Genomic DNA, 4057 nt, shown 5'->3' with positions numbered 1-4057 from the left:
GTGGCCCGGGCAGCCGGTCGCCGGCGCGCCCGGAGCCGTACCGCCGCAGGCCCAGGGCGGGTACGGCTACCCGCAGGGCCCCGGCGCGCCCGTCTCCCCCGGCCTCCCGCCGCAGGCCCAGGCGCAGCCCCCGGCCCCCGGCGCACCCGCCGGCTACGGCTACCCGCACCCGGGCCAGCCCCAGCCGGGCCACCCCCAGCCCGGCCACCCCCAGCCCGGTCAGCCCCAGGCTCCCGTCCCCGGCGGGTACGGCCACCCGCAGCCGGCCGGCCTCCCGCCGCAGGCCCAGGGCGGGTACGGGTACCCGCAGGGCCCCGGCGCGCCCGGCGCTCCGGGTGCCCCCGGCGAGCTCCCGCCGCAGGGTCCGGACGGGTACGGGTACCCGCCGGGCGCCGTCGACCCGCGGACCGGGGCGGCCTGGCCGCAGTCGGTCACGCACGACCAGCGCGAGCGGTCCGTGCCGGGCGCCCCGCTCGGCTACACGGCGGCCGTCGAGCTCTCCTCCGACCGGCTGCTGCGCAACAACAAGCAGAAGCCCAAGTCGAGCCGGAACCCGGGCGCGGCCTCCCGCTTCAAGCTGGGCGGCAAGAAGGAGGAGCAGGAGCGGCAGCGGAAGCTGGACCTGATCCGCACCCCCGTCCTCTCCTGCTACCGGATCGCGGTCATCTCCCTCAAGGGCGGCGTCGGCAAGACCACGACGACGACCGCGCTCGGCGCGACCCTGGCCACCGAGCGGCAGGACAAGATCCTGGCGATCGACGCCAACCCGGACGCCGGCACGCTCGGCCGCCGGGTGCGGCGCGAGACCGGGGCGACCATCCGCGACCTGGTGCAGGCGATCCCGTACCTCAACTCGTACATGGACATCCGCCGGTTCACCTCGCAGGCGCCCTCCGGTCTGGAGATCATCGCCAACGACGTGGACCCGGCCGTCTCGACGACCTTCAACGACGAGGACTACCGGCGGGCGATCGACGTCCTCGGCAAGCAGTACCCGGTCATCCTCACCGACTCCGGCACGGGTCTGCTGTACAGCGCCATGCGCGGGGTGCTCGACCTGGCCGACCAGCTGATCATCATCTCCACGCCGTCCGTGGACGGCGCCTCCAGCGCCTCGACGACGCTGGACTGGCTGTCGGCGCACGGGTACGCGGATCTGGTGCAGCGCTCGATCACGGTCATCTCGGGGGTCCGCGAGACCGGCAAGATGATCAAGGTCGAGGACATCGTGCAGCACTTCCGGACGCGCTGCCGGGGCGTGATCGTGGTGCCCTTCGACGAGCACCTGGCGGCCGGCGCCGAGGTGGACCTCGACATGATGCGGCCCAAGACCCGGGAGGCGTACTTCGACCTCTCGGCGATGGTGGCCGAGGACTTCGCGCGGGCGCAGCAGGCGCAGGGCCTGTGGACCGGCGACGGCCAGGGCGGGATGCCGCCGCACATGGCCCCGCCGATGCCGGGCCAGTACGGCCCCGGCCAGCCCGTGCCCGGCCAGCCGATGCCGGGCCAGCCCGCCCCGGGCCAGCCGTACGGCGCTCCGCCCGCGCCGGGACAGCCGTACCCCGGGCAGCCGGTGCCCGGCGCGTACGCCCCCGGTCAGCCGGCGCCCGGTCAGCCGTACGGCGCTCCGCAGGCGCAGCCGTACCCGCAGCCGGGTCAGCCGCCGGTCCCGGGGCAGCCCGGGGAGCCGGTGCCGGGTCAGGCCGGGTATCCCGGACAGCCGTACGGGCAGCAGCCCTACCCGCAGGCGGCGGTTTCCGGACAGCCGGGGCAGCCGTACGGGGCCCCGCCCGCGCCGGGACAGCCGTTCGGGCAGCCGCTGCCTCCGCAGGCGCCGCCGCAGACGCCCCCGCAGGCGCCGCCAGCCCCTCAGCAGTAGGGCGTCACAGGAGTAGACCAATGAGGCTCCGTACCGGTTCACCGGTACGGAGCCTCTTGGCGTTCCCGCAGCCCACACGGGGTTTGAGTCATCGTTGACGACGGCAGACCACCGCTGATACATCTTCGCTTCACCCGACGCCCGCCCGAGATCCACGACTCCACGACAGCTCGACCGACGCGAGGTCACGTCCCATGGTCATGGTCACGAAGGTTCCACCCCGTCCCCTCCCCCGCCGGGCCCCCCGGCCCCGCGGGACCGCCCGGCTGCTGCTCGCCGCCGGCCTCACCGCCGCCTCGCTCGCGGCCCTCCCCGCCGCACCGGCCGCCGCCGGGGACGGGAAGGCCGACGGTACGACGCTCACGGTGGCCGTCTCGCAGAGCATCGACTCGCTGAGCCCGTTCCTGGCCCAGAAGCTCACCTCGACCAGCATCCACCGCCTGGCGTACGAGTACCTCACCAACTACGACCCGAAGGACGCCCGGACGGTCCCGGCCTTCGCGACGGAGTGGTCCGCCTCGGCGGACAAGCTGACGTGGACGTACAAGATCCGCGAGAACTCCACCTGGTCCGACGGGAAGCCGGCCACCGCCGAGGACGCGGCCTGGACCTTCAACAAGATGATGACCGACCCGAACGCGGCCACCGCCAACGGCAGCTTCACCGCCAATTTCGAGAAGGTCACCGCGCCCGACCCGCGCACCCTGGTCATCAAGCTGAAGAAGCCGCAGGCGACGATGACGGCGCTGGACGTGCCGATCGTGCCGAAGCACGTCTGGGAGAAGGTCGGGGACTTCTCGAAGTTCAACAACGACCAGCAGTTCCCGATCGTCGGCAACGGCCCCTTCGTCATCACCGACTTCAAGGTCGACCAGTACATCAAGCTGAAGCCGAACAAGAACTTCTGGCGGGGCGCCCCCAAGTTCGACGAGCTGGTCTTCAAGTACTACAAGGACGGGGACGCCGCCGTCGCCGCCCTCCAGAAGGGCGAGGTCTCCTTCGTACCGAACCTGACGCCCGCCCAGGCTGCGGCGCTGAAGACGCAGAAGGACATCAAGGTCAACGACGCCCCCGGGCGCCGCTTCTACGCGCTCGCCACCAACCCGGGCGCCCGCGCCAAGGACGGGAAGACCTTCGGCAACGGCCACCCGGCCCTCCTCGACCCGGCCGTGCGCAAGGCGCTCTTCCTCTCCGTCGACCGCGCCGCCCTCGTCGACAAGGTCTTCCAGGGGCACGCCGTCGAGGGCGAGGGGTACATCCCGCCGCGCTTCGGCACGTACTTCTGGAAGCCGGAGGGCGCGCAGAAGCGGGCCTACGACCCGGCCGCCGCCGAGAAGCTCCTCGACGACGCCGGGTACCGGAAGAACGGCGACGGCAAGCGGCTCGGGAAGGACGGCGAGCCGCTGGTCTTCCGCATCCTCTGCCACGCCACCGACCCCAACGACAAGGCCGTCGGCAAGTACCTCCAGGAGTGGTGGGGGAAGCTCGGCATCGGGCTGACCGTCGAGTGCCTGGACAGCGTCTCCGACCCGTGGGTGAAGGGCGACTACGACCTCGCCTTCGACGGCTGGTCGGTCAACCCGGACCCGGACTACGTGCTGTCCATCCACACCTGCGGCACCCTCCCGGCCACCCCGAAGGACACCGGCGCCACCGACAACTTCATCTGCGACAAGGAGTTCGACGCGCTCTACGCGCAGCAGGCGGTGGAGTACGACACCGCCAAGCGGGCGGACCTGGTCAAGCGGATGCAGTCCCGGCTGTACGACACGGGGTACATGAACATCATGGCCTACCCCAACGCCCTGGAGGCGTACCGCACCGACCAGATCGCGTCGATCACCACCATGCCCGAGGCGGCCGGGAACCTGTGGGGGCAGGACGGCTACTGGAGCTGGTGGTCGGCCGTGCCCGCCGCCTCCGCGTCCGGGTCCGGCGACGGCTCCGGCTCCTCCTCGGCCGGGGTCTGGATCGGGGTCGGCGTCGCCGCGGTCGTCGTCGCCGGCGGCCTCGTCCTCCTCCGGACGCGCCGGCGCGCCACCGCCGACGACCGCGAGTAGCGATGACGACGGCAAGCACTCCCGCCGGCGTGGGGGGGGGGGGGGGGGGCCCCCCCCCCCCCGGCGCGCCCCCCCCCCCCCGCGCGCGCGCGCGCGCCCCCCCCCCCCGCGCGGGGCG

General features: G+C 73.2%; 2 protein-coding genes. Both read left to right on the top strand.

Going from position 1 to position 4057, the window contains the following annotated elements; translation table 11 throughout:
* On the top strand, nt 1-1879 hold a 1879-nt coding region (locus tag AB0E83_RS35210; RefSeq protein ID WP_362120860.1), incomplete at its 5' end, for an AAA family ATPase.
* A 200-nt stretch (nt 1880-2079) separates the two neighbouring features.
* The gene (locus tag AB0E83_RS35205) at nt 2080-3939 is read left to right on the top strand and encodes an ABC transporter substrate-binding protein (RefSeq protein ID WP_362120862.1); all 1860 of its coding nucleotides are present in this window, start codon (nt 2080-2082) and stop codon (nt 3937-3939) included.
* The last annotated feature ends 118 nt before the right edge of the window (nt 3940-4057 follow it).

Source organism: Streptomyces sp. NPDC035033, assembly GCF_040636735.1.
Classification (GTDB): Bacteria; Actinomycetota; Actinomycetes; order Streptomycetales; family Streptomycetaceae; genus Streptomyces.
Note: the sequence above shows the minus strand (reverse complement) of the source record. Positions and strands in the feature narration are given on the sequence as shown.